Consider the following 24,626-nt stretch of genomic DNA (forward strand, 5'->3'; position numbering starts at 1 on the left):
CGACGGCGGCGCCAAGGCGGAAACAGCGCTCAGCTGGTCCGCTCAGCCCATTTTTCCCTGACTGCCAGAAGTTCCGGCAAGATGTTAAAAAACACATCCACCAGTTCCGGATCGAAATGTTGGTCGGCATTGCCGCGTACGTGCGCCGTGATGGCGTCGAGCGGCCACGGTGCCTTGTAGGGCCGTTCCATGCTCAGGGCATCGAACACATCGGCGAGAGCGACAATCCGTGCCGACTCGGGAATGGCTTGCCCTTGCAGGCCCCCCGGATAGCCGCTGCCATCCCATTTTTCGTGGTGACGCAACGAAATTTCCGCTGCCAGCCGGAACACCGGGGCATCGCTTTTGCTGAGGATTGCATGGCCGATTTCCGGATGCGTGCGCATGATTTGCCATTCCTCGGCATTCAAGACGCCTGGCTTGCGCAGGACGCTGTGGGGGATGCCCAGTTTGCCTGTATCGTGCATTGGCGCGGCCATTTCCAGCTGGTCGCAGCGATCCTCGTCCCAGCCATGCGCATGCGCCAGCGCGCGCGCGTAGGCCGCCATGCGCCAGATATGCGCGCCGGTATCGGAATCGTTGTAGTGACCTGCATGGCCCAGCATCAGGATCGCGTCGCGGTAGCTGGCGGCCAGGGCGCTGGCGCGCACCATCGACAGGTGCGCCGCCACGCGGGCACGCACGATGGCGGGCGTGACCGGCTTGACGATGTAGTCGACGCAGCCGGCATCGAATCCCTTGGCCTCGTGCTCGAGGTCGCGGTAAGCGGTGATGAAGATGATCTGGACGCTGTGGCCGGGGTCGAGCGCCTTGATCTGCGTGCATAACTGGTAGCCATCGGTGTCCGGCAAGCCAATGTCCAACAATACCATGGCGGGACGGTGTTTCACCGCCGCCGCCAGCGCCTCGGCACCGCTGCGCCCAAACACAAGGTGGTAGGATGATCCGAGGATCGTGCTCATGAGGGCCAGATTGCTCGGTTCATCGTCGACGATCAGAATCACGGAGTTGCTCATGGGCTTGTCTTCAGGATGATGTTGAGTCGGCTTGCCAGTACCCGGGTGGCGCTCTCGGCAAGTCGAAAATCGAAGGCGGCCAGTGCATGTTCAATGGCGTGCAGCGGGACATCGGGCGCGCTGCGTTGCAGTGCCGCCAGTAGCGGTAGCGCCGGTGCCGGGTTATCGCCATCGAGGACCTTGAGTAGCGCATCGAGCAAGGCGGCCGTACCGGCTCCCGCCGACGGCGCCGGGTGGGCGGCGCTGGCCGCATCATGCGGCTGCGGCGGCATGCGTGCGTCGATCGCGGCCATGGCACGGCCCAGTGCATCGCGCAGGCCATCGAGCAGGTCGGCGGGCCTGGCCGGGGTGGCCAGCCGTCCTTCCAGCGCCATGGCGGCGCTGGCAACTTGCGGCAGGGCTACATTGGCCGCCGCGCCGGCCAGTTTGTGGGCGATGGCGGCGGCGCCGTTGGTGGCGGTGGCGGCCAGTGCCGCCCGCAGTTCGGCGAGTACATCGCGAAACGCCATGGCGAATTTGCGCAGGTAGTTGTCGTAGGACGGCATGTCGCCCCATAGTTCCAAGCCGCGCTGTACGTCCAGGATGCTGGCCGCACCATGGCGCGATGCCCGGCGCAGGCGCTTGACGAGCGCGATGGTGAGCGGGATATCAAATGGTTTGCTGATGAAGTCGGTCATCCCGGCCGCGCGCGCAGCATCTTGCTGTGACTGGAAGGCGCCCGCCGTGAGGGCAACGATGGGCAAATCGTCGAATTGCGGCAGCTTGCGCAACATCCTGCACGCCTCGATACCGTCGAGCACCGGCATCTGCACATCCATGAGGACCAGGTCCACCTCGTCGGAATGGGTCAGCAGCCATGCGAGCGCGGCGCTCCCATCCTGCGCCAGCGCGACCTCGGCGCCGGCGCCGCACAGGATGCGGCGCGCCACATCGCGATTGATGTCGCTGTCGTCGACCACCAGCAGGCGGATTCCTGCCAGCACGGTGCTGTCATGCTCGACCGGTGTGGACGTCTCGAGCAACGCCGCGCCGCGCTTGCGGCGCGCCTTGATGACGGCGTTGTACAGCGTCGAGGCGGTCACGGGCTTGGTCAGGAATGCGTCCACGACGGCCGCTTCGGACGCGCCGCTCAGCCGGGCCAACTCGTGAGTGGTGGTCATGAGCACGACCGGGCACTGTCCGGCCGGCACGGCGGCGCGGATCAGGCGCGCCGCCGCCACGCTGCTGGCGTCGTGCGCGCGGCAGTTGAGCACTACCACTTCCGGCAAGAGTACCGTCGTATGGCGTATGCGCTCGATCGCTTCCTGATTGCTGGAAGCGGTGCTTACTTGCCAGCCGAGTCCGCGCGCGCTATCGGCGATGCTGGCCAGGGCGAGTACATCGTCGTGCACGATGAGGGCATGGACGCGGATCATTTCGGGCGATGAAAAGGCGTTGGCGGCGGCATGCTGGAAGGGCAGGGTGAACCAGAAATCGCTGCCCTGGCCCGGTACGCTGTCAACGCCGATCAGTCCGCCCATCAGCGTGACCAGCCGCTTGCATATCGTCAGCCCGAGTCCGGACCCGCCAAAGCGCCTGGTGGTTGAACTGTCCGCCTGGGTGAAGGACGCGAAGATTGCCTCTTGCAGGTGCGGCGCGATACCGATGCCGGTATCCTTCACGCCGAAACGCAAGGTGCTCTGCCCGGCGCTCGTGGCCAGGACGGTAATGGATAGTTGGACGCTGCCGCACTGGGTGAACTTGATGGCATTGCTGGTCAGGTTGGATAGGACCTGTTCCAGGCGCAGGGGATCGCCCATCAGGCTCGACAGGCCCTCGGGCAATGGGTGTACCAGCAGGCTGATATCTTTTTCACCGACTTCCACGCCCATGGTCGCTGCCACATTGTCGACGACCTGTTGCAACGAGAACCAGGCCGATTCGATGGTCATTTGCCCGGCTTCGATCTTGGACACGTCCAGGATGTCGTTGATGATGCCTAATAACGATTTGCCGGACGCGCGTATCTTGACGAGCATCGCCTGCGCGTCCGCGCCGAGTTGCGCCTGTTCGAGCAGGTAGGCCATGCCCAGAATGGCATTCAGGGGGGTGCGGATTTCATGGCTCATGTTCGACAGGAAGTCCGCCTTGCTGATATTGGCCGCTTGGGCGGCGTCGCGCGCTTCCAGCAGCAGCGCTTCGGCATGCTTTTGGGGAGAAATGTCCTGCGCAAAGATCAGTGTGGCCGGCCCGTCCATCAGGTCCACCCGCGTTGTCGCCTTGAGCACCGGGACCAGGCTATGATTCTTGCCCAGGCCGAGCGCCTCGAAGCGCTGCTCGATCGGCAAATCAGCGCCAATGCCGGCTTCCTGCTCGCCCAAGGCGGCCAGCGAGGCGGGCGCGAGCATGGCGCGCCATGGGAGACCGGCCAGGTTCTCCGTCGGCGCATAGCCGTGCAACAAGTTGTAGCGCCGGTTCGTGTAGATGAACGATCCGCTGCGTAATATCGCCACCGCGACCGGGGCTTCTTCGATGAGGGTGCGAAAACGCGCTTCGCTTTCTCGCAGCGCGTCGCCGTGTATGCGTTCGCGGCTGTGCTCGCTGGCGAGGAGGTCGGCACGCCGGTTGCGGCCCTGGGCCCAGTTCAGCAGGGCGGCACAGGCGATCGCGAGCGCGCCCAGGAACGCCAGGAAGATGTTGCCTTGCCGGTGCAGCGGGGCCACGATGGCTGCGGTGTCGCGCGTGATACCGATCGACAGGGTGCTGTCCATCTTCAGGACGGCCGGCATGATCGCCGTGATGCGGCGCAGGTCGTCGCCTTGGGTGGCACCGGCGCCCGCCCCGGCAGGTACCTGTAGCCATTTCTCCCCCGCGCCATGGGCGACAAAGGCAGAGACGTCCGGCGCATACAGCACCGTGCTGAGCAAGGTGGAAAAGTACTTGGGGTCAAGGACGGCCGACACGACGCCGCCGAAGTTCCCTGTGGCGTCCGGTATCATGCGGGTGATGGTGACGACCGGGTCGCCCCGCACGGAAACGAAAGGCCGCGAGAGGAACACCGTCGCAAGGTTGGGATGGTCGCGCACCGCGCCGAAATACGCGCGCGCACCGAAGTTGCGCCCGATCAGATCGCGCGGTGCCGCAGCGAGCACCACGCCTTGCGCGTCCATCACCGTCACGCCGCGCAGTTGGGGCATGGCTTCCTCGAGTGCCTTCAAGCGGCGGTTGAGCTTAGCCGGATCGGGCCCGTCGATGCCGGACAGATGATCGCGCAGCACTCCGCCCAAGGCATCGTTGACAGCGTTGAGGCTGGTTCCCACCTCAGTGGCGAGCACGTGTCCCAATACGTCCAGGCGCAGCTGCTCCGCATGGAGGGTGCGCTCGAGTTCCGTATGCTGTAAATAGGCGAGCGTCGTTGCGATGCCGGCAATGAGAACAGCGAGGTACATCCATTCGCGCTTCTGTCGCTTCATCACTGCTCCACAATAATGCCGTTAAAGCAAGATAGCCCTTTTGTTGGGGAATGTCGATTGGATTGTGATGCGCCGCTCTGCGGTAAGCCCGGAATGTGTTGCTCGAACGGTACTCGGCCTTTCCTCGATCTTGGCGTGGCATTCTAAATAAACATCGTGGATGCTGAACGCTTGCGTCTCCACCGCCGATGGGGACGACACGGCCGGGATCAGATAAATGGCGCTCGCCGGCTTGGGGAAGGGATGTACCTGCGCGGTGTCGATTGCGCCTGGATAAAGACGCCGTTCGGGCGCCCGACATTTTTGCGCGCATTGGCGGCAACCGTCGCGCTCGCGCTGGGGCGGGAATGATGGCGGCATCGGCGTTGTCGTCAGGGACGTTTCCAGCCGCGCGGCGGATACCTTCATCAGAAAGGTGGTGCCCGGCAGCATCCGCGCCTGCCGGATGTCGCGCTGTGCAGGGAACTTTATCACTTGGCGGCCCGTCTGAATCAGTACCCTGTCGTTGATTCAGTAATGATTGATGCCGGGATATTTACGCAGAAAGTGATTCAAGCACCATGCGAGAATCCGTTTCAAGCCGCATTACCTGCTTTTTGGAGGTTGCTATGTCCGACCTACCCTTGCTGGCGTTTGAACTTGATCAGGAAACCCACTTTCGTCTGAAGCGCTTGGCCGAATCGCGCTGACAAACGCTGCTTATGATGATGAACGAAGCTATTGGTCAGTATCTTGATGGTGAGGAAGAGCGAGATGCATCCCGGCAGGAGACACTTGATGCTTGGAGTGAGTATCATGCAACTGGGCTGCATGTGACCGGGGAGGAAGAATAGAATGGCTTGTGACGTGGGGTGAGGAAAACGAGCTTCCCGCGCCCGCGTGCCACAAGTGACAACGATCCCTGATGTCGTCGGACATATGGACACACTCCGTGCGCACTTATGCCGCAAGTACGGTTTTCCAAGCGGGCGGTGCTCGACCTAAAAAGGTTGCGGGAATTTTTGCGACCGAAAAGTCAAGCGGCAGCCAGGCGCGCCAACGCAGCGATAATCCGCTCCATCCAGGTGCTGAGCCGACATCCCGGATTCGGGCGTCCGCTACAGCATATGCCGGACGGATATTATGAGTTCCTAATTTCCTTCGGTAATGCCGGCTACATCGTTCGCTATCGTCACAAAAACAATGAGATGGTCATTTGGTTAGTGAGGCATCAAAAGGATACGCCGCAATAAGCGCATGCCGGCACTACCAGCTCAGCTTCCCCGTCAGCATCTGCCAGTACATCACCCAATCGCCCATGAAGGAATACAGCGGCCGCGCAAACGAGGCCGGGCGGTTCTTTTCATAGAAAAAATGCCCGATCCAGGCGCCGCCATAGCCCGACACCAGCGCCGCCAGGATCCACCAGGCATGCATGCTGTCCACATACTGCACCAGCGCCGCCAGCGCCGACGAGCTGCCGATAAAATGCGCCCGCCGGCACGGCACGCTCGCGTGCTGGGTCAGGTACCAGGGATAAAACTCGGCAAAGCTGGCGTGACTGGTCGGCATGCGGCTCTCCTGGCGGATTTACCTTGGTGTGGTGGCGAAACCGAACAGCGCGTCCAGCACCGAATCGGGCTGCTCGGCCATCAGCTGGTGGCCGGCATCCACGTGCACGATCTTGCCATGGGCGATGGCGCCCGTCAGCAGTTTCGTCGAGCGCGGCGGGGTCATCATGTCCTTGCTGCCGAAGATGAACAGGGTAGGGCACTTGACCGCCTCCGCCGCGGCCTGGCCGTTGGCATAGGCATTGCAGGCGTAAAAGTCGGTGTAGAACAGCTGGTCCGGATTGATGACCGACATGCGCTGCATCAGCCGCCGCGCGCCGCCCATGGTGTAGAACCCCGGTCCGGGACAGGATGATTTTTGCGCCATCGACGAGTGCGAGAAGATGTTGACCATGTCGATCGCGGCCTGCTCGTTGTTTTTGGCGGTGTCGAGCAGAGAGTCGGACACCTTCATCGGATAGGTGGTCCCGAGCAGCGCCAGATGACTCACCCTTGCGGGCGCCTGGATCGCCGCTTCGAGCGCGATCAGGGAGCCCATGCTGTGGCCCGCCAGCACGGCGCGTTCGACGCCGACGGCATCGAGCACCGCCAGCAGCCAGGCCGCCATCTCTTCCACCTTGTGCAGGGCCGCGCCCTTGCTGCGCCCGTGGCCGGGCAGATCCACTGCCAGCACGTTGAAGCCGTGGTGAGCGAAATAGCGCGACTGCAAGGCCCACACCGAATGGTCGTTCTGGGCGCCGTGGATGAAGACGATGGTCGGCTGGGCCGCGTTGAAGGCCTTGCCGCCGGTGTAGCAGTAGGCATCGAAGCCGGGAAGGCTGCAGATCATCTCAAGCTCCCTTCTGCGACAGTTTCAGGCCGCGCGCCAGATCCTCGATCAGGTCATCGACGTCCTCCAGCCCGATCGACAGGCGCATGGTGCCTTCCTTGATGCCCGACGCCGCCAGTTGTTCGGTCGGCACGCGGAAGTGGGTAGTCGACGCCGGATGGATCACCAGCGACTTGGCGTCGCCCACGTTGGCCAGGTGCGAGAAGATCTTGAGCGCGTCGACGAAGCGGCGGCCGGCGGCGCGGTCGCCTTTGATACTGAACGAGAACACCGCGCCGCAGCCCTTGGGCAGCAGCCGCTTGGCCAGTGCATAATCGGGATGCGATTCCAGTTCCGGATACGATACCGACTCCACCGCCGGATTGGACAGCAGGAACTCGACCACCTTGCGCGTGTTGGCCACGTGGCGGTCCATGCGCAGGCTGAGCGTCTCGATCCCTTGCAGCACGGCGAAGGCATTGTGGGGGCTCATCACCGCGCCGAAGTCGCGCAGGCCCTCGCGCCGCGCGCGCAGCGAAAACGGCGCCACGGTCGACTCCTCGGCGAACACCATGCCGTGGAAGCCGTCATACGGCTCGCACAGTTCGGCGAAGCGCCCGGTCTTGTCGTAAGCGCTCTGCCAGTCGAAGGTGCCGCCGTCCACCAGCAGCCCGCCGATGGCAGTGCCGTGCCCGCACAGGAACTTGGTAGCCGAGTGAAATACCAGGTCGGCGCCATGGTCGAACGGGCGCAGCAGGTAAGGCGTGGTGAAGGTCGAATCCATCATCAGCGGCAGATGATGATCGTGGGCGATGGCCGAGACGGTGGCGATGTCGAGCACGTCCAGCCCCGGATTGCCCAGGGTTTCGGCGAACAGCACCTTGGTGTTGGGACGGATCGCGGCGCGCCAGGCGTCGGCGTCGCGCGGGTCCACGAAAGTGGTCTCGATGCCGAAGCGCTTGAGGGTGTAGGCCAGCAGGTTTTGCGAGCCGCCGTACAGCGCGCGCGAGGCGACGATGTGCGAGCCGGCGCCGGCGATGGTCACCAGGCCCAGGTGCATGGCGGCCTGGCCGCTGGCGGTGGCGATGCCGGCCACGCCGCCTTCGAGCGCGGCGATGCGCTCTTCAAGCACGGCGTTGGTCGGGTTCGAGATGCGCGAGTACACATGGCCGGCGCGTTCCATATTGAACAGCGAGGCCGCGTGGTCCGAGTCCTTGAACGCGAACGAGGAAGTGAAATAGACGGGCGTGGCGCGCGCGCCGGTGGCCGGGTCGGGCGCAGCGCCGGCGTGCAGCGACAGGGTGTCGAAGCCGGGGTATTGAGGTCCGCTCATGGTGGGCTCATCAGTTAAAAAAGGATGGGCCGAATCGTAGCACGCATGCGTTGCACAAAAGCGCGGTTTGCTCGCTAAAATGGTGCAAATACCAATCGGGCGCTTTCTCCGGCGTCCTGATTAATCGCAATGCTGGATTTTTTGCCAAGCTTACGCTACAGTCGGAGCTAGGGCTTATAAAAGACATGCACTTATAACCTCACAAGACAAGGCGGCCACCATGAAAGTCTCAGAAATCCTTCAAGTGAAGGGTAACATCCTGTACACAGCAACGCCCGAGATGCTGCTCGTGGACGCCGTCAACACCATGGCCGAAAAGGATATCGGTTCGCTGGTGGTCATGGAGTTCGGCGACCTGGTCGGCATGCTGACCTTCCGCGAAGTCATCAAGGTGCTGCACAAAAATGGCGGCTCGGTCGGCGCGGGCACGGTGCGCAAGCACATGGACGACCATCCGATTACCGTTACCCCGGACACCGAAGTGAACGAAGTGCGCCGCATGATGCTCGAAAAGCATGCGCGCTACCTGCCGGTGATGAACGCCAAAACCCTGCTCGGCGTGATTTCGTTCTACGACGTCGCGCGCGCCGTGCTCGAAGCGCAGAGCTTCGAGAACCGCATGCTCAAGGCCTACATCCGCGACTGGCCGGCCGAAGCCGTCCAGGAAGACTGATTGGAGTCCGACCTTGGGCGCGGCGCGCCGCTTCAAGCAGGTGGACGTGTTTACCAAGGTCGCGTTCAAGGGCAATCCACTGGCCGTCGTGCTCGATGCCGACGGCCTGTCCGACGCAGCCATGCAAGCCATGGCGCGCTGGACCAACCTGTCCGAAACCACCTTCGTGCTGACCCCGCGCGATGCGCAGGCTGACTACCGCGTCCGCATTTTCTCTCCCGATACTGAGTTTCCCTTCGCCGGCCATCCCACCCTGGGCACGGCCCACGCCCTGCTTGAAGCAGGCCTGGTGCCGCGCCGTGCCGGCACCCTGGTGCAGGAGTGCGGCGTGGGGCTGGTGCCGATCGAGCTTGGCGCCGATGGCGCCTTGGCGTTTCGCGCGCCGGCCGCCAGCCTGGCGCCGCTGGCGCTCCAGCACCAACCCTTGCTGGCGCGGGTCTTGCCAGGCGCCGCGCTCGATATGGTATGTACGCCGCTCATTGTCACCATGGGCATCGCGTGGCTGGTCGTTCGCCTCGGTAGCGCACAAGCCTGTCTCGATGCGCGGATCGATGGCGCCGCGTTGCAGGAATTGACGCAGCTTGGCGTGGCCGGCGTGGCGATCTACGGCCCGCATGACGGCGCGGACCCGGCCGATTACGAAGTCAGGGCGATGTTTACCAAACATGGATCGCTGGTCGAAGATCCGGTGACCGGCAGCGCCAATGCCTGCATCGCGCGCGTGCTGCAGGCACAGGGTTTTCCCGATGGCGGCGAGACCAGCCGCGCTTACAGCGCGCGCCAGGGCACTTGCCTGCAGTGCGACGGACGCATCGCGGTATCGTATGTGGATGGCGAGCCGTGGATCGGCGGGCACTCGGTCACCGTGATCGATGGCGTCGTGCGCGTCTGACGCCAACCCCGGATACGCAACTACGCCGGGTCGTTCGACTCGGCCAGCGCCGCGTGCGAGGGCGCAAGCTGGTCGCTTGAACTGATCAGGGTCGCGCGGCCGGTATCGAGCATCGCCTGCGCGCCCAGGTGCAGCTTTTCGATCAGCTCCCGGTTGTCCGCATCGGGCTTGGGCCGCAGCGCGCTCCAGCCGTTGCGGCCATTCGCCTTGACCCAGTACAGCGCGGCGTCGGCCAGTTCCACCAAATGCTCCCAGCTGACGCCCTTGGCGTCGTCCAGATACAGGCCGCTCTCGGCCAGCCCCACCGAACAGCTCAGCGACACCTCGATGCCGTCGCCCAGGTCGAACACATGGTTGGCGACCGCGCGCCGGATCCGCTCGCCCAGCACCGGCACGAACTGGCGCGTGCTGGGCCGGCACACCAGCAGGAATTCTTCGCCGCCCCAGCGCACGATGTAGTCGCCCACCCGCACCTGGGCGCGCAGCACGTCCGACACCTGCTGCAGCACGCGGTCGCCCGCGCGGTGGCCATAGGTGTCGTTGATGCGCTTGAAGTGGTCGATGTCGACCAGCGCGAACAGCAGCGTGTTGTCGCTCGACCCGGTGCGCTTGTTTTCACGCTCGTAGAAGGCCAGGTCGGCCGGGATCTGGTTGCTCAGATAGCGCCGGTTGTGCAGCCCCGTGAGCGGGTCGGTCTGGCTGGCCAGTTCGAGCGCGCGGTTGGCCACGTGCAGCTGCTCGGTGCGTTCGGCCACCTGCTGTTCCAGCGCGGCGCGCTGCTTTTCATGCGAATGGCGCTGCAGGCGGAAGCCGCCGTACACGGTGCCGCCCAACATGGCCAGCAGCAGTCCGTAAAACCAGCTGGTCTCGTAGAAATGCGGCGCAATGATGAAGTCCAGGCGCGCCGGCAGCTTGTTCCAGACGTCGGCGTTGTTGCTGGCCTTGACCTCGAAACTGTAGGAGCCGGCCGGCAGGTTGGTGTAGTTGACCGCGCGCGGCGCGCCCGCCTGGAGTTCGCGCCAGTCCTTGTCGTAGCCGTGCAGGCGGTAGCGCAGCACCACGCTGGCCGGGTCCTGGAAGCTCAGGGCGGTAAATTCGAAGGCCAGGTCGCGTGCATCCTCGCGCATGCGCAGCGCGCCGCCCTGGCCCTGGCGGATGTCGCGCCAGGTGTCGAGCACGCGCACCCTTTCGATCACGGCCGTCGGCGGCGTGCTGTTCTTGGTCAGGCCCATGGTGTCGAGCGTGACCACGCCATCGCGGCTGGGCAGCCACAAGGTGCCCGCCGGGTCCATGAAGCCCTTGGAAGTGCCGGCGCCGTTGCAGCAGAATCCCTGTTCGCCGCTGCGCCGGTCGCCGCGCTCGTTGAGGATCATTTCGCCCGAGGCGGTCTTTGTCTGGCCGTTCTGGACCCGGCGCATTTCGGCCAGCGGGGCGCGCAGGATGCCACGCAGGCCGGCCGACCACAGGTAGCCGGCCGCATCTTCGGTGAGGAAGAAGGGCGCATTCGGCGGAAAACCCTCGGCGCTGCCGAACTTGTGCCAGCGGCGGCCGTTGAACAGGTAGATTTCTTCGGTCAAGGTGCCGAGCGCCAGCGCGCCGTCTTTCAGTTCGGTGATGGCGGTGATGTCCATTCCGGGCCGCAGGCCGCTATCGAGACCGATCGGCACCATGCGCTCTCCGCGCAGTTCGTACAAGCCATCCTGTGTGCTCACCAGCATGCGCCCGTCCTTGAGTTCGCGCACCTGGCGCGCGCGCACGTCGCGCAAGCCCTCGTCCTTGCCGTATTTGGTCAGTGTGGTTCCGGCCAGCCGGAATACACCCTCGGTGGTTGGAAACCAGAGCACGCCGGCGCGGTCGCGCACGATGCCGTTGATCTGCGCCGCGGCCATCGGCGCGAACAGGGCTGGTGTCTCGACTTTTCCGTCGTGCCACACTGCCAGGCCGCGCCGGGTGCCGATCCAGATGCGGTCGGCTTCGGCAAGCAGATTGTAGGCATGCGGATGCGGCAGCTGGCTGCCCGACAGCACCTGGCGGAAGCGCCCGTCGCTGAACACGCTCAAGCCATCCCTGGTGCCGACCCAAGTGCGCCCGTCCGGCGCGCGTGCCAGCGACCAGACGATCGGCTCGGTCAAGCCTTCCGCCGCGGCCAGGCGCCTGGTCGAACCGTTCCACAGGCGCATCAGGCCCTGCCACTGGCTGCCCAGCCACAGGTTGCGCTCGCGGTCTTCAAAGGCCGCCACCACGCCCTTGAAGGCGGCCGGGTTCTTGTCGGGGATGGTTTCGGCGGTCTTGCCGTTGCGGATGCGCGCCATGCCGGCGTTGCTGGCAACCCACAGGTTGCGGTCGCTGTCCTGGTACAGCATGGTGGTCGGCGAGTTTTGCAGGATCGGCTCGGTGCCGGCTGCTTCCAGCACGCCGCCGGCGCGCACAAACAGGCCGACGCTGGTGCCGGCCCAGATTTTGCCTTGCGCCTCGGCCAGCCGCGTGACCACGCCCTGGCGCAGGCCGGCCGGCAGCGGTATCAATTCAGTCTGTTTGCCGCTGCTGTGGAAGATGCCGCCGGTGCCGCCGATCCAGATCCCGTCGGCGCTCTTGAGCAGGGCGGTGGCCGGCGCCGGGCTGCCGGGGCGATGTACCAGCTTGCCGCCGTCATAGTCGAACACGCCGCTGGTGGTGGCCACCACCAGCCGGCCCTGGTCCTCGGCCACGGCGTGGATGTCGAGCATGGGGAACTGGGCCGTGTCCGCCGCGGGGATGGCGCGGAACACGCCGTTTTCGTAGACGGTGAGGCCCTTGTAGGTGCCGATCCAGACGCGCCCGGCGCTGTCGGCCATCAGGCTGCGGATCCAGACGCCGGCCATGGCCGGCTGGTTCTCGGGCGAATAGGTGGTGAAGCGTACCCCGTCGAAGCGCGCCAGGCCGTTCTGGGTGGCCACCCAGATGTAGCCCTGCTGATCCTGGGTGATGGCTTGCACGCTGATCTGCGGCAAGCCATTCTGGATCGACCAGCTGGTGCGCACGAAGTGGTGGAAGGCTTTGTCGGGGTCGAGCGCCAGCGCCGGTCGGCACAGGGCGAGCGCGGCCAGCCAGAGCAGCGCGCAGCAGCGCCGGGCGCGCCGCGCCAAGCTTGGGAAGCAGCGCGAAGTGTCCATCCTCATGCATTCATTCAAGTTGGCGCCCCATCCATTGCACAGCATGGGGTCGATATTACGTGAACGCAGGCGCGCACGGTGCGCGCACGGTGCGATTACGGTGCGGGGAAGGGAGGCTGTTGCCGACATGCAACGATTGCTTGCTGATAGGATACGTTAGCAGGTGCATGGGAAAACGGGAAACGCGTTGCCGGTATGCATGTCCCGCCACAGGACGCGTTTGCCCTCCCATGTGTCAGCTTGTGTCCCGTCGTTGGCCCGGGCTAGTATCGATATACCAACGTCCCCATGAGGGTGAACCTGCATGAAAACTCCGCTACACGCGACGATGCATGGGGAAGCCGCAGGCCCGCTTGATGCGCGCCGGACAGCGTCTGGCGGCAGACATCGGGCGATACCGCTCGTGCGGACAATCGTCCGGCAAGGGTGGCACAACTGAAACTGTAAGAAATGATCAACAGTAGCGAGCGCGTTCTGCGGCAGCAAGCGCGCAAGGACGCTATCCAGGCTGGCCCGAGGATGGCGGCACAGCGCCAAAAAATGGACGTCTTGTCGGGCGGCGCGGCGGCGCGCGAGGCGCTGCCGCCGCACCGCCCTCGGCGCAAGCAGGGGAGGGGGCCCTCCAGCTAGCAGCGGCGCCGGACGCGTCGGTCCGATCAAGCCATGCGCCAGCCTCGAGTCAGGCGCCCTTGAGTGCGCAGGCTTGCCGCCAGAAGGCCTGGAACGCCTCGCCGCTGCTGAAGGCGCGGCGCGGCAGCAGGAAAACGCCGTTCCCGTTCAGCCGGAACACGATATATCCCGACAGCCGGCGCACCGAGGCGATCGATGCCCACGGCAGCATGCTGTCCTGCTTGCCCGCGCGCAGCTCCAGCCCCGTGTCGGTCAGCGCATAGTGGTGGCGTCCCAGCATCGGGTTGCCGGCATCGAGCTTGAACAGCATGGTCGCGACATTGATCGTCAGGGCCGACAGCCCCCCGCCCAGGGCGCCCCCGAGCGCGGCCACCGCCGCCACGCCCAGCGAGTACAGGGTGTCCGGCGTGCGCGTCACCAGCACCAGCACAAAGATCGCCAGCGCCAGCACGCCCATGAAAATCCAGTTGCCCTTGAGCCGCGGAATCATCGCCAGCGAAACCAGGAACACATCGCGTTTGGTGATATCGACCGTCACCTGCATCATGCAGGGCCGTGCAGGGCTTCGTCGTTGAGCCATTCGTAGAGCGCCGTGGTGGCCATCGGACGGGCGAACAAAAAGCCCTGCGCCAGCGGGCAGCCGAGCGACTGCAAGATGTCGGCCTGGCGTTCATCCTCGACCCCTTCGGCGATCACCGACAGGCCCAGATTGCGCCCGAGCTGGATGACCATTTCCGCGATGCTGCTGCCGCGCGCCGAATGGGTGATTTCGGTGACGAAGGCGCGGTCGATCTTGAGCCGGTCTACCTGCAGCCGCTGCAAGTACGAGAGCGATGAAAAACCGGTCCCAAAATCGTCGATCGCGATTGACACCCCGGTGTGCTTGATCTGGGCCAGCATTTTAATCAGCAGGTCCGGTTCTTCCATCGCCATCGATTCGGTGATTTCGAGTTCGACAAATTCCGGCGGCGCCCCGGTTTCTTCCAGGGCCGAGCGCAGCATGTCGAGGAAGTAGGGATGGCGGAACTGCACCTGCGAGACGTTGACCGACATCGTGAACTGGCGGTGGCCCGCTTCGCGCAGGCGCACCAGTTCGTGGCAGGCGCTGCGCAGCACCCATTCGCCGATATCGATGATCAGGCCAGAATACTCGGCGATGGGAATGAAGCGGTCCGGCGAAATATAGGTGCCGTCGGCGGTCTGCCAGCGCAGCAGCGCTTCGGCGCCCACCGGGCGGCGCGCGCTCAGGTCGATCTGCGGCTGGTAGACGACGAACAGCTCGCCCTTGGCGAAGCCGGTGCGCAGCGCATGCATCATGCGCACTCGTTCGCGGATTTCCACGCCCATGCTGCGCGAAAAATAGAAGTGGCCGGCGCGCTGCTGGCTCTTGGCGCGCTTCAAGGCGATGTCGGCATCCTTGAGCGCGTCGGCGCCGCTGCCATCGTGTTCCGACAGCCGCACCAGGCCCAGGGTGGCCGACAGCTGCACATCCTGGCCATCGATCGAGAAGGGCGTCTCGAACAGTTCCAGGATGCGCACCGGATTGACCGCCTCGGCGTCGCCCAGCACGCTGAAAATGTCGCCGCCAATGCGCGCCACCGTCAGCTGCTGGCCGAGGCGCTGCTGCAGGCGGGTGGCCACGGCAACGAGCAGCATGTCGCCGAACTGGTGGCCGAGCGCATCGTTGGTTTCGGCGAAGTGGTCGAGGTCGACCAGGGACAGGGTGGCGTCGTTGCGCGCCGGCCCGGCCATGGTGGCGTCGAGGATCTCGACCAGGCGGGTGCGGTTGGGCAGCTTGGACAACTGATCGTAGAAGGCGGCGTTGTGCAGATGCGTCACCAGTTCGACGTTATCGAGGCCGACGGCCACATTGCTGCAAAAGACTTCGAGCAGGCGCTGGTCGATCTCGCCGAGCACGCGGCCCGGCACCAGATAGGCGACGAAATCGCGGCTCGATTTCCCGGCGAAGAACAGGGTCACGGTGTCCGGCTCGTAGATATTGCGGCGCTGGGCCAGGGTGCGCTCCATGGCCGTGGCGACGGCGGCATCCTCGAGCGCCGTCAGCTTGCCGGTGCCGAGCCGGCGGTAGGCGCCGGCGGTGGCGATGATGTGCAGTTCGCGGCAGCGCCCGTCCGGGCATTCCTGCACGCACAGCACGCCGTTCGGCTCCACGCCGAGGATGTCGGCGATCTGGGCCAGCACGCCGGCGGCGAAGTTCTGCACGCCGTGCAGGCCCATCAGCTCGGTGCTGGCGCGCACCACCAGGTCCAGGCCGCGCCGGTTGGCGCTGATCGCGCGGATTTGTTCGTACGAGCGGATCGCCGCCGTCACTGTCGTAAACAGCTTGATGCGGGTCAGTTCGGATTTGGTCTTGTAATCGTTGATGTCGAAATCGCGGATCGCGTCGATTTCGGGCGCGTAGCCCGGCTGCCCGGTGCGCAGGATGATGCGCACATCGGCCAGCTTGAGCGTTTCGCGGATGTAGCGCACCAGGTGCAGGCCGGCGTCGTCCTGTTCCATCACCACGTCGAGCAGGATGACGGCGATGTCGTGTTCGTGCTTGAGCATTTCGCGCGCCTGGCCGGCCGAGTAGGCGTGCACGAATTCGAGCGGCCGCTGTTGCATGTCCAGGTTGCCGAGCGCGAAGGTGGTGGTCGAGTGCACGTCTTCGTCATCGTCGATGATCATTACGCGCCAAACGCCGTTCGCACCCACGGCCGCCGGCGCGGCGGGATGTTCCTCCAAAAATACCAGATCGTCGTGGTCTTCCTCAAGGTCGTCCAAGGGCGTGCTCGATGGGGGCATGTGTCGCTTCTCCAGGCGTTTCTCGGTAATGATGCGTCGCCAGTATACGTCCAGCTGTTACATACAGTAACGCATATCCATGCAGATAGGGCGACACAGATTGCGGAACTGCTACCGCTTTCCGACAGCATGCCACGAATTTGGCTTACTGTATCTATTAACTGTGAGAAAAAGAAATTGCACAATGCACTAAGATAGTTGGCGAATTGCTCACTCGACGGCTGGCGTCGGCGTGGCGGAACCACGGCGTCACTTGGGCGGCGGCGCCAGCAAAAGCGCGCGGGCTGGTAGAATTGGCTTTTCCGCCACTCACTTTCCTATCATGTCCGGCAATTCTTTTGGCAAGCTGTTTACCGTTACAACGTTTGGCGAGTCGCATGGACCGGCCATCGGCTGCGTGATCGACGGCTGCCCGCCGGGCATGGTGTTGTCCGAAGCCGACATTCAGCCCGACCTCGACCGCCGCAAACCGGGCACCTCGCGCCACGTCACCCAGCGCCAGGAAGCCGACACGGTCGAGATCCTGTCGGGCGTGTACGAAGGCAAGACCACCGGCACGCCGATCATGCTGATCATCCGCAACCAGGACCAGCGCAGCAAGGATTACGGCAATATCGTCGAGAGCTTCCGGCCCGGTCACGCCGACTACACCTACTGGCACAAGTACGGCGTGCGCGACCCGCGCGGCGGCGGACGTTCCTCGGCGCGCCTGACCGCCCCCGTGGTGGGAGCGGCGGCGGTCGCCAAGAAATGGCTGCACGAGCAGTACGGCACCGTGTTCATGGGTTGCATGAGCCAATTGGGCGACATTCCCGTGCCGTTCGAGTCCTGGGACCACGTACCGAACAACCCGTTCTTTGCCGCCAGCGGCGACGCCGACCTGATCGCGCGCATGGAAGCGGCCATGGATGCGTTGCGGCGCGACGGCGACTCGATCGGCGCGCGCATCGACGTGGTGGCCAGGAACGTGCCGGTGGGCCTGGGCCAGCCCATCTACGACAAGCTCGATGCCGACATCGCCTACGCCATGATGGGCATTAACGCCGTCAAGGGCGTGGAAATCGGCGCCGGTTTCCGCTCGGTGGCCCAGCGCGGCTCGGAACACGGCGATGAGCTGACCCTGGAAGGCTTTGTCGGCAACAACGCCGGCGGCGTCCTGGGCGGCATTTCGACCGGCCAGGATATTACGGTGTCGATTGCGATCAAGCCGACGTCGTCGATCCGCACGCCGCGCCGCTCGATCGACAAGGCCGGCAATCCGGTGATGGTCGAAACCTTCGGCCGGCACGACCCCTGCGTGGGTATCCGCGCCACCCCGATTGCCGAAGCCATGCTGGCGCTGGTGCTGATCGACCACGCGCTGATGCACCGCGCCCAGTGCGGCGACGTGCGGGTCGATACGCCGAAAATTGCCTGACGCCGGAGCGGGACGCGGGGTTGCGCAAGCCATGCCGCAACCCGCGCCGCATGTGGCCCCGAAACTGGCGCCGTTTTCGCTGTTCCTGTTTGCGTATTACGCGCAGGTCGGCGCTTTCGCCATCTACGCGACCTTGTTCTTCGCCGCGCGCGGCATGGGCGCGCCCCAGATCGGCGTGCTGATGTCGCTGATCCAGGTCATGCGCATCGTCGGCCCCAACGTGTGGGGCTGGCTGGCCGACCACAGCGGCCAGCGCGTGCGCGTGCTGCGCCTGACCAGCGTCGGCGCGCTGCTCGCCTTCAGCGGCATGTTCTTCGCCCAGACCTATTTCCAGTTCATCGCCGTGATGGTTGTGTTCAACCTCTTTTCGAGCGCGCAGGCGCCGCTGGCCGAAGCGCTGCTGCTGTCGGCCCTGCGCGGCGATACAAGCAACTATGGGCGCGTGCGCATGTGGGGTTCGGTCGGCTTTATCGTGGCTGTGCTGGCCGCCGGCTGGCTGCTCGACTGGCTCGGCGTAAACGCCTTGCCGTCGATCGCGATGTTCCTGCTGGTGTGCGTGGGCGCGTCGGGCCTCCTGATCGTGCAGGCGCCCGCCTTGCCCCATGCGGAAGCGGCGCCGGGCTTGTGGAGCGTGCTGCGGCGGCGCGAGGTGATCGCGTTTTTCGTGTCGGCCGCGCTGATGGCGGGTGTGCACATGTCGCTCAATGCCTTCTATTCCTTGTATCTGGAGCAGGCTGGCTACAGCAAGCCGGTGATCGGCGCCATGTGGGCGCTGGGCGTGGTGGCCGAAGTGGTGTTCTTTTATTTCCAGGCGCCGCTGCTGCGCCGCTTCGGCGCGCAACGCGTGATGATGTGTGCGTTCGCGGTGGCCGCCGTGCGCTTTCCGCTGATCGGCGCGGCCGGCCAGCTGCTGGTGGTCCTGGCGCTGGCGCAGCTGCTGCACGCGGTGACCTTTGCCGCCCACCTTTCAAGCTCGGTGATGGTCATGCAGCGTTGGTTCGCCGGCCCGCTGCAGGCGCGCGGCCAGGCGCTGTACATGAGCCTTGCGTATGGCATCGGCGGGACTGCCGGGGGGCTGGCGATGTCGCTGTGCTGGGACCGCATCGGGCCGCCGGCCGTGTTTTATCTGGCCGGCGCGCTGGCGCTGGGCGCGGCCGCCAGCGCGGCGCTGTCGTTTCGCTGGCAGCGCGCGCCCGCGGCCGGGTAACGCCAGCGCCTTATCTTTCGACGGCGCCAAGGTCGATCGCCGTGCCGACCACCGGCCGTGGAATCGGGCCCGGCTTGAGCTGCCACTGGACCGGATGCGCCAGCGCATTGCGGTGCGGTGGCTGACCGGCGTTGATCACCACGCTGCCAGCCAGTGGAATCGAGGTCGCCAGGTCGACCGGCGCGGCGTTGCCGGCGAGCATATTGCCCTGGCCATTGAGCTGGCCCGGCACGGCGCCGTCGCGCCAGCCCGTGGTCGCCCGGTTTTTGCCCAGGTTGACGATGCCGCCCGAGGTCCAGCCCGCGAGATGATGATTATTTTAACTTTCGGCCACACGTGCGCGGCGCCGTAGCCAAGGCAAGTCGGTTTTCCGGCCCCTGCGCTCAGCGCGGCTTGGCTGCCGCGGCGGCCATTTCCACCTGCTGGCGGCGCACCACGGTCTTGACGATCAGCGCGCGCAGGTCGTTAAGCAGGGCAAATTCAGTCTGGCTCAGGTGGATCGCCGGGAAGCTGTCGTCCCAGTCGCCGTAAATGAAGCCGACCGGCTGGCCGTTCGACGACAGCGGCAGGATCACGAAGCTGCGCGCGCTCGATAGGGTCTCCTTCCACCATTGCGGCAACTTGGGCGCGAACTTGGTGTCGTGCGCGTTTTCCACGAAAATCACGCGGTCGCTGCCGAGCGAGGCATGGAACACGTTGGCGCTGTACGTATCGTCGAAAGCGAGGCCGCCGATCAGGTCCTTGACGCCATTGCCCAGTCCCATTTTGGCGATGTACTTGTTTTCGCGGCGGTTGCGCAAGAAGGCCACGGCGCGCGAAAAAGTCAGGCCCTGGTACACCGTTTCCAGCGCCATCGACATCATCTGGCCCGGATTGGCCGTGGTGGCGACGTCGCGCATGTCGGATACGCCGGAGAGCAGCACCTTGTTGCCCTCGGCGCGCATGCGGCGCGTGGCGATGTCGGCTTCGCGCTTTTCGGCCGGCTTGGCCAGCGGCGCGATCGACAGATCGGCCGCCGCCGTTTCCTTGGCTTTCTCGATGGCGCTGAGCAGATGATCCGGTTCGACCCCCAGCATCGACGAAAAACTGCTGGCCAGCGCGCGCACGTTGGCGGCGCCCGCTTCGTCGTCGTTCCACAGGGAGCTGGCGCATTGCGACGACATGGTCGACACCGCGGCCAGCCAGTCTTCGTGGGTGAACGAGTCGCCACGCTCGGCCGGTTCGACCCGGCGCATGCCGTTGATCAGGTTTTTCGGCAGGCCCCAGTGTTCGGCGGCGGCGCGCCCGATTTCTTCCATCGTCAGGCCCAGTACCGGGGGGGCGGCGGCATCTTCGCCACCGGTGCCGCCGACCGCCTGCAGCGCGGTCCAGCGCTCGGGCATGTAAAAGGTGATCATCATGCGTCCGAGCGTGTGCAGCATCGAGCACACCACCGCTTCCTCGGAGTCGCGCACGGTGGCGCTGGCGGCGACCTGCTGCGCCACCATCCCGGCCAGCACCGCTTTTTCCATCTCCACGTGGGCGATGGCCGAATCGGGCGAGGCGCGCGTCAATTCCTCGATCAGTTTCAGGCCCAGCGCCAGGTGGCCGATGGCTTCGGTGCCCAGTACCAGCACCGCCTTGGTGACAGTGTTGATGCGCTGGCCGAAGGCCGAATACATGCCGCTGTTGGCCAGACGCAGCACCTTCTGGGTCAGGACCGGGTCCGACAGCACCGTTTGCGTCATGCTGAACTGGTGCTCGTCCTCGCCGCGCATGGCGCCGAGAATGGAACTGATGGCCTTGGCGAAGCCAGGCATGTCGCCACGCCGGCGCACCCGTTCCCACAACTGGTTGAGGGTGGCGTCGGCGCTGGCCGGGCCGGGCGGGGCGGGATGGAGCAGGGCGCCGGCGATCATCGTATCCCCGCCTGCGGTTCGATCGGCATCAGGGACGCGTACAGGTCTTCCTTGAGGGCGGCCATGGCCGCGTGGGCCGGCATGGGTTTGCCGGTCAGGTAGCCCTGGATATACTGGCAGCCGCGCTGGTCGAGGTAATCGAGCTGCGCCTCGGTTTCCACGCCTTCGGCCACCACCGACAGGCCCAGGTGCTTGGCCAGGTCGAGTACCGCATTGCAGATCGCGCCATCCTTCGGAGAGTCGGGCAAGTCCTTGACGAAGGCGCGGTCGATTTTCAGCACCGAGATCGGGAAGCGTTTCAGGTACGCCAGCGAGGAATAGCCGGTGCCGAAATCGTCGATGGCGATGCGCGCCTGTCGCTCGGCCATCTTGACGAGGATGGATTCTGCGTGCACGGGATCGATCATCAGGGTTCCTTCGGTGATTTCGAGGACCAGCTGGCTGCCGTTCATGCCGGAAAAGGCAAGCGCATGGTCCAGCACCTCGAGGAATTTATCGTTGCGAAACTGGCGCGGGCTGATGTTGACCGAGATGTACAGCGGCCGCTTGGACACTTCCTCGAACTGCTTGAGCTGCACGCAGGCCGCTTTCAGGGCCCAGGCGCCCAGCAGATTGATCAGGCCATTGGTCTCGGCGATGGGGATGAAGCGCACCGGCGGCACCATGCCCAGGGTCGGGTGCTTCCAGCGCATCAGGGTTTCGAAGCCCTGGATGCGGCGCGTGGGGGCGTCGACGATCGGCTGGTAGTACAGCAAGAACTCGCCTTCGCGCACGGCCTGGAACATGGCCGCTTCGAGCGAGATGTCGTGTTCCGGCGCGCCGCTGGTGCGCGGGCTGTAGACCAGGCAGCGCGCCTTGCCGGTTTCCTTGGCGCGCGACATGGCGGTGTCGGCCAGCGCGACCAGCCGCACTTCATCGTCGGCGTGCTCGGGGAACAGGGCCAGTCCGATCGAGGCGCCGATGTAGATCGTGTGCTTGTCGACCTCGAACGGCGCCTGCAGGGTCGCCAGCAGGCGCCCGGTGACCAGCTTGATCTGGGCCTCGGTGCAGGTGCCCGGCAGGACCGCGACAAACTCGTCGCCGCCAATGCGCGCCAGGGTGTCGCTGTCGCGCAGCGTCGTGCGCAGGCGCGCCGCGGCGATGCGCAGCACGGCGTCGCCGACCGGGTGGCCGAGGCCATCGTTGACCTTCTTGAAGCCATCGAGGCCGATGGTGGCGACCGAAAAATGCTGGCCCGAGCGGCGCGCGTGGGCGATCACCATGCGGATGCGGTCCGCCAGCAGCAGGCGGTTGGGCAGGTCGGTCAGGGCGTCGTGGGTGGCCAGGTGGCGCAGGCGGTCCTCGGTGTCGCGCCGGGCCGAGATGTCGCGCCCGACCACCAGCAGGGCCGCGCCGCCGGCGTGGCGCGGGCGCCCGATCCTCAGTTCGAACCAGATATCCTTGCCGCCGGCGCGCAGGCGCATGTCGAGGCGGGCCGGCTCGGCCCCGGCATCGAGCAATGCGGCGCCCAGCGCGGCCTGGTCGGCTTCGGGCGCGAGCGACACCAGGGTGGCGCCGGCGCCCTGCAGCGCGAACAGGGTGCGGGCGCATTCGCTGGCCGAGACGATCCGGCCCGCCGCATCAAGCCGGAACACGATGTCCCCGGCCGCTTCCAGGAACTGGGCTAGCTCGGTGGCCGGATCGGCGTGGGGAACTGATGGGGCACTGGAGCGCATGGTGAAATCGTTACCTTCGTAGTGTGGCTTGCCGCGGGTGGCCGGGTGCCCGGTCGGCTTGGTCTAGTTTAACAAATCGCTATCCAATGCGGCACGGAAAGATTCTAGAATGCATCAAAATTTCCCGGTGCGGTGCGTCATTTAATGTTGCTTGAGCGAACGCAAATGGCGGTGCGCCGGACGGGCGGGAAAGCAACTCTTGCCCCGTTTTCGCCTTTGGGCTAGGCTGTAGCGCGGCAGTGCGCCGGATTTCCGGCCCGGCTTGCTATTGTCGCTCACGCCGGGCATTTCGGGGGCGTGAGCGCTTGGATAATGCTGCTTTTGCGCAATATTTCGGGGTCCGCACCCGTTGAGAACCATGAACCCATACGATACCCACGACATTTTCAACCAGGCGCACGCATTTGAGAATATCAACCTGTACGGTTGCGACCCGGCGCTGCAGGAAGCGCTCGCGCGCGAAGGCGCGGCGTGGGCAGCGGACGCCCTGCACACGCTGGGTGAACAGCTCGGGCGCGCCGAGGTGCTCGACCTGGCGCGCCAGGCCAATGCGAACAAACCCGTATTGCATAATTTCGACCGCAGCGGGCGCAGGGTCGATGAAGTCGAGTTCCATCCATCCTGGCACCAACTGATGGCGCTGATGATCGGGGCCGGGGTGCACGCCACGCCCTGGGAAGCGGCGCGGCCCGGCGCCCAGGTGGCGCGCGCGGCCCAGTACATGCTGTTCGGGCAGGTGGAAAACGGCGCCCAGTGCCCGGTCACGATGACCTATGCCTCGGTGCCGGCGTTGCGCCTGGCCGGGGCCATCGGTGCCAAGTGGCTGCCCAAGATCCTGTCGCGCCGGTACGATCCGCGGTCGCTGCCGATCGAGCAAAAAAACGGCGCCCTGATCGGCATGGGCATGACGGAAAAGCAGGGCGGCACCGACGTGCGCGCCAACACCACGCGCGCCACCGCGCTCGACCCGCTCGATGCGCGCGCGCGTTTCGGGGAGGAGGGCGTGGACGCCTGGCGCATCGTCGGCCACAAATGGTTCTTTTCGGCGCCGCAGTCGGATGCCCACCTGATCCTGGCCCAGACCGACGACGCGGGCAGTGCCGGGCTGACGTGCTTTTTCGTGCCGCGCTACCTGCCCGACGGCAGCCGCAATGCGATCCGCGTGCAGCGCCTCAAGGATAAACTGGGCAACCGCTCGAACGCTTCCTCCGAGGTGGAGTTCTGCGACGCCGTCGGCTGGCCGGTGGGGAAGGTGGGGCGCGGCATTCCGACCATCCTGGAGATGGGCGGGCATACTCGGCTCGATTGCGTGATCGGCAGCGCCGGCATCATGCGCGCGGCGCTCACCCACGCCCTGCACCACGCGCGCGGACGCGCCGCCTTCGGACGCAAACTGGCCGAACAGCCGCTGATGCAAAACGTGCTGGCCGACCTGGCGCTCGAATCGGAGGCCGCCACCGCGTTCGCGCTGCGCCTGGCCCGCTGTTTCGACAACGCCGCCGATCCGGCCGAAGCGCTGCTGGGCCGCATCCTGACCCCGGCCGGCAAATACTGGCTGTGCAAGCGCGGACCGGCATTCGGCGCCGAAGCGATGGAAGTCATGGGCGGCAACGGTTATGTTGAAGATGGTCCGCTGGCGCGCCTGTACCGCGAATTTCCCGTCAATTCGATCTGGGAGGGTTCCGGCAACGTGATGTGCCTGGACCTGCTGCGCGCCTTCGGCAAGACGCCGGCGGCGCGCGACGCGCTGGCGGCGGAACTGGCGCTGGCCGGCGGCGCCAATCCGGCGTTCGATGCGTGCGCCGCGCGCCTGCTGGCCGACCTCGATGGCGCCCAGGGCGACGAATATGGCGCGCGCCGGCTGGCCGAGCGCATCGTGATCGCGGTGCAGGCCGCGCTGCTGCTGCGCCATGCGCCGCTGTTCGTGAGCGAGGCCTTCATCGCCTCGCGCGTGGCCGTCGACGTGGGCGGGGCCTTCGGGCGCCTGCCGGCCGGTGTCGATTGCGCTGCGATCCTGGCGCGCGCGCTGCCGGTCTGATGCCCGTGCCGACAAAAAAGCGAACGAGCGCCCGGTTTGC

At 65.4% G+C, this 24,626-nt stretch carries 18 protein-coding genes; 6 read left to right on the forward strand and 12 right to left on the reverse strand.

The features are described from left to right. Nucleotides 1-29: 29 nt before the first annotated feature. From IV454_RS22760 to IV454_RS22770, 3 genes are read right to left on the reverse strand one after another with little or no spacing between them, the layout of a single operon-like run. Nucleotides 30-1,016 carry a response regulator gene (locus IV454_RS22760; RefSeq protein WP_206087967.1) on the reverse strand — a complete coding sequence of 329 codons (987 nt, stop codon included), beginning with the start codon at nt 1,014-1,016 and terminating at the stop codon, nt 30-32. Then, the gene (locus IV454_RS22765) at nt 1,013-4,468 is read right to left on the reverse strand and encodes a response regulator (RefSeq protein WP_206087968.1); all 3,456 of its coding nucleotides are present in this window, start codon (nt 4,466-4,468) and stop codon (nt 1,013-1,015) included. Before IV454_RS22765 ends, IV454_RS22760 begins: the two co-directional genes overlap by 4 nt. A gap of 21 nt (nt 4,469-4,489) precedes the next feature. Further along, the gene (locus IV454_RS22770; RefSeq protein ID WP_206087969.1) at nt 4,490-4,942 is read right to left on the reverse strand and encodes a hypothetical protein; all 453 of its coding nucleotides are present in this window, start codon (nt 4,940-4,942) and stop codon (nt 4,490-4,492) included. 467 nt (nt 4,943-5,409) lie between these two features. Here IV454_RS22770 and IV454_RS22775 point away from each other — a divergent pair, with 467 nt between their 5' ends. Beyond that, the gene (locus IV454_RS22775) at nt 5,410-5,700 is read left to right on the forward strand and encodes a type II toxin-antitoxin system RelE/ParE family toxin (protein ID WP_206087970.1); all 291 of its coding nucleotides are present in this window, start codon (nt 5,410-5,412) and stop codon (nt 5,698-5,700) included. Nucleotides 5,701-5,713: 13 nt separating this feature from the next. On the opposite strand, the gene IV454_RS22780 is transcribed toward IV454_RS22775, so the two are convergent. From IV454_RS22780 to IV454_RS22790, 3 genes are read right to left on the reverse strand one after another with little or no spacing between them, the layout of a single operon-like run. Next, nucleotides 5,714-6,019: an Mpo1-like protein gene (locus IV454_RS22780; protein WP_206087971.1), complete on the reverse strand. Its 306-nt coding sequence runs from the start codon at nt 6,017-6,019 to the stop codon at nt 5,714-5,716. 18 nt (nt 6,020-6,037) lie between these two features. Then, complete coding sequence (locus IV454_RS22785) at nt 6,038-6,847, reverse strand: alpha/beta fold hydrolase (RefSeq protein WP_206087972.1); 810 nt, start codon at nt 6,845-6,847, stop codon at nt 6,038-6,040. Nucleotide 6,848: 1 nt separating this feature from the next. Then, nucleotides 6,849-8,159, reverse strand: a complete 1,311-nt coding sequence (locus tag IV454_RS22790; RefSeq protein ID WP_206087973.1) for an O-acetylhomoserine aminocarboxypropyltransferase — start codon at nt 8,157-8,159, stop codon at nt 6,849-6,851. A gap of 220 nt (nt 8,160-8,379) precedes the next feature. Between IV454_RS22790 and IV454_RS22795 the strand changes: the two genes are divergently transcribed. After that, entirely contained in the window at nt 8,380-8,832 is a 453-nt protein-coding gene (locus IV454_RS22795) for a CBS domain-containing protein (RefSeq protein ID WP_054267929.1), read from the forward strand. 13 nt (nt 8,833-8,845) lie between these two features. Continuing rightward, the gene (locus tag IV454_RS22800; RefSeq protein WP_206087974.1) at nt 8,846-9,724 is read left to right on the forward strand and encodes a PhzF family phenazine biosynthesis protein; all 879 of its coding nucleotides are present in this window, start codon (nt 8,846-8,848) and stop codon (nt 9,722-9,724) included. Nucleotides 9,725-9,744: 20 nt separating this feature from the next. On the opposite strand, the gene IV454_RS22805 is transcribed toward IV454_RS22800, so the two are convergent. The 3 genes from IV454_RS22805 to IV454_RS22815 form a co-directional block, all read right to left on the reverse strand. After that, nucleotides 9,745-12,882: a ligand-binding sensor domain-containing diguanylate cyclase gene (locus tag IV454_RS22805; RefSeq protein ID WP_206087975.1), complete on the reverse strand. Its 3,138-nt coding sequence runs from the start codon at nt 12,880-12,882 to the stop codon at nt 9,745-9,747. Nucleotides 12,883-13,555: 673 nt separating this feature from the next. Further along, entirely contained in the window at nt 13,556-14,053 is a 498-nt protein-coding gene (locus tag IV454_RS22810) for a YcxB family protein (protein WP_206087976.1), read from the reverse strand. Beyond that, nucleotides 14,050-16,311 carry a putative bifunctional diguanylate cyclase/phosphodiesterase gene (locus tag IV454_RS22815; RefSeq protein WP_206087977.1) on the reverse strand — a complete coding sequence of 754 codons (2,262 nt, stop codon included), beginning with the start codon at nt 16,309-16,311 and terminating at the stop codon, nt 14,050-14,052. Before IV454_RS22815 ends, IV454_RS22810 begins: the two co-directional genes overlap by 4 nt. 322 nt (nt 16,312-16,633) lie before the next feature. Between IV454_RS22815 and aroC the strand changes: the two genes are divergently transcribed. Beyond that, nucleotides 16,634-17,728, forward strand: coding sequence for a chorismate synthase (gene aroC, locus IV454_RS22820; RefSeq protein WP_206087978.1), 1,095 nt, complete (start codon nt 16,634-16,636; stop codon nt 17,726-17,728). A gap of 31 nt (nt 17,729-17,759) precedes the next feature. Beyond that, nucleotides 17,760-18,935 (forward strand): MFS transporter, encoded by a 1,176-nt coding sequence (locus IV454_RS22825; protein ID WP_206087979.1) that lies wholly within the window; start codon nt 17,760-17,762, stop codon nt 18,933-18,935. A gap of 10 nt (nt 18,936-18,945) precedes the next feature. Here IV454_RS22825 and IV454_RS22830 read toward each other — a convergent pair whose 3' ends face one another. The 3 genes from IV454_RS22830 to IV454_RS22840 all read right to left on the reverse strand — a co-directional run bounded on the left by IV454_RS22830 (nt 18,946) and on the right by IV454_RS22840 (nt 22,548). Continuing rightward, entirely contained in the window at nt 18,946-19,167 is a 222-nt protein-coding gene (locus IV454_RS22830) for a hypothetical protein (RefSeq protein ID WP_206087980.1), read from the reverse strand. A 151-nt stretch (nt 19,168-19,318) separates the two neighbouring features. Then, a complete protein-coding gene (locus tag IV454_RS22835) occupies nt 19,319-20,833 on the reverse strand; it encodes an HDOD domain-containing protein (RefSeq protein WP_229521786.1) in 1,515 nt (504 codons plus the stop codon). Continuing rightward, on the reverse strand, nt 20,830-22,548 hold the full coding sequence (locus IV454_RS22840) for a putative bifunctional diguanylate cyclase/phosphodiesterase (protein ID WP_206087981.1): 1,719 nt from the start codon (nt 22,546-22,548) through the stop codon (nt 20,830-20,832). The genes IV454_RS22835 and IV454_RS22840 overlap by 4 nt, the downstream gene beginning before the upstream one ends. A gap of 358 nt (nt 22,549-22,906) precedes the next feature. Here IV454_RS22840 and IV454_RS22845 point away from each other — a divergent pair, with 358 nt between their 5' ends. Then, nucleotides 22,907-24,586, forward strand: coding sequence for an isovaleryl-CoA dehydrogenase (locus IV454_RS22845; protein ID WP_206087982.1), 1,680 nt, complete (start codon nt 22,907-22,909; stop codon nt 24,584-24,586). The last annotated feature ends 40 nt before the right edge of the window (nt 24,587-24,626 follow it).

The organism is Massilia antarctica, from assembly GCF_015689335.1.
Taxonomy (GTDB): Bacteria; Pseudomonadota; Gammaproteobacteria; order Burkholderiales; family Burkholderiaceae_D; genus Telluria_A; species Telluria_A antarctica.

Coding starts and splice junctions, on each gene's coding strand:
- IV454_RS22760 (WP_206087967.1), bottom strand. CDS start 1,016: ATGAGCAACTCCGTGATTCTGATCGTCGACGATGAACCGAGCAATCTG.
- IV454_RS22765 (WP_206087968.1), bottom strand. CDS start 4,468: ATGAAGCGACAGAAGCGCGAATGGATGTACCTCGCTGTTCTCATTGCC.
- IV454_RS22775 (WP_206087970.1), top strand. CDS start 5,410: ATGCCGCAAGTACGGTTTTCCAAGCGGGCGGTGCTCGACCTAAAAAGG.
- IV454_RS22780 (WP_206087971.1), bottom strand. CDS start 6,019: ATGCCGACCAGTCACGCCAGCTTTGCCGAGTTTTATCCCTGGTACCTG.
- IV454_RS22785 (WP_206087972.1), bottom strand. CDS start 6,847: ATGATCTGCAGCCTTCCCGGCTTCGATGCCTACTGCTACACCGGCGGC.
- IV454_RS22790 (WP_206087973.1), bottom strand. CDS start 8,159: ATGAGCGGACCTCAATACCCCGGCTTCGACACCCTGTCGCTGCACGCC.
- IV454_RS22795 (WP_054267929.1), top strand. CDS start 8,380: ATGAAAGTCTCAGAAATCCTTCAAGTGAAGGGTAACATCCTGTACACA.
- IV454_RS22805 (WP_206087975.1), bottom strand. CDS start 12,882: ATGAGGATGGACACTTCGCGCTGCTTCCCAAGCTTGGCGCGGCGCGCC.
- IV454_RS22810 (WP_206087976.1), bottom strand. CDS start 14,053: ATGATGCAGGTGACGGTCGATATCACCAAACGCGATGTGTTCCTGGTT.
- IV454_RS22815 (WP_206087977.1), bottom strand. CDS start 16,311: ATGCCCCCATCGAGCACGCCCTTGGACGACCTTGAGGAAGACCACGAC.
- aroC (WP_206087978.1), top strand. CDS start 16,634: ATGTCCGGCAATTCTTTTGGCAAGCTGTTTACCGTTACAACGTTTGGC.
- IV454_RS22825 (WP_206087979.1), top strand. CDS start 17,760: ATGCCGCAACCCGCGCCGCATGTGGCCCCGAAACTGGCGCCGTTTTCG.
- IV454_RS22835 (WP_229521786.1), bottom strand. CDS start 20,833: ATGATCGCCGGCGCCCTGCTCCATCCCGCCCCGCCCGGCCCGGCCAGC.
- IV454_RS22840 (WP_206087981.1), bottom strand. CDS start 22,548: ATGCGCTCCAGTGCCCCATCAGTTCCCCACGCCGATCCGGCCACCGAG.
- IV454_RS22845 (WP_206087982.1), top strand. CDS start 22,907: ATGAACCCATACGATACCCACGACATTTTCAACCAGGCGCACGCATTT.